The sequence below is a fragment of the Cupriavidus sp. SIMBA_020 genome (assembly GCF_046535395.1).
Lineage (GTDB): Bacteria > Pseudomonadota > Gammaproteobacteria > Burkholderiales > Burkholderiaceae > Cupriavidus > Cupriavidus campinensis.
Window position 1 is genome coordinate 1 of the sequence record NZ_JAWRWU010001055.1, and the last position, 256, is coordinate 256.

Annotated in this window: 1 pseudogene; it reads right to left on the reverse strand. The window is 67.2% G+C overall.

From position 1 onward, the window contains the following. Positions 1-256, reverse strand: a pseudogene (pntA, locus tag SB751_RS32710) (NAD(P)(+) transhydrogenase (Re/Si-specific) subunit alpha); the annotation flags it as partial.

The window sequence follows — 256 nt, forward strand, 5'->3', positions numbered from 1 at the left end:
GTGAGGCCGCGGATCGCGTCGTCGTCGAAGTCGACGTTGATCGTGCCGTCCTTGGCCTTGCACAGCTCCTCGATCACGCGCAGCAGGTTGGTCCCGTACAGCGTGGACGACTGCCGCGACAGGCGCGACGCGAGATCGGTATAGCCGACGATGGTCACGCCGTGGCGCACGACCGCCTCGCCGGGCACCGTGAGTTCGCAGTTGCCGCCCTGTTCGGCGGCCATGTCGACGATCACGCTGCCGGGCTTCATCGACT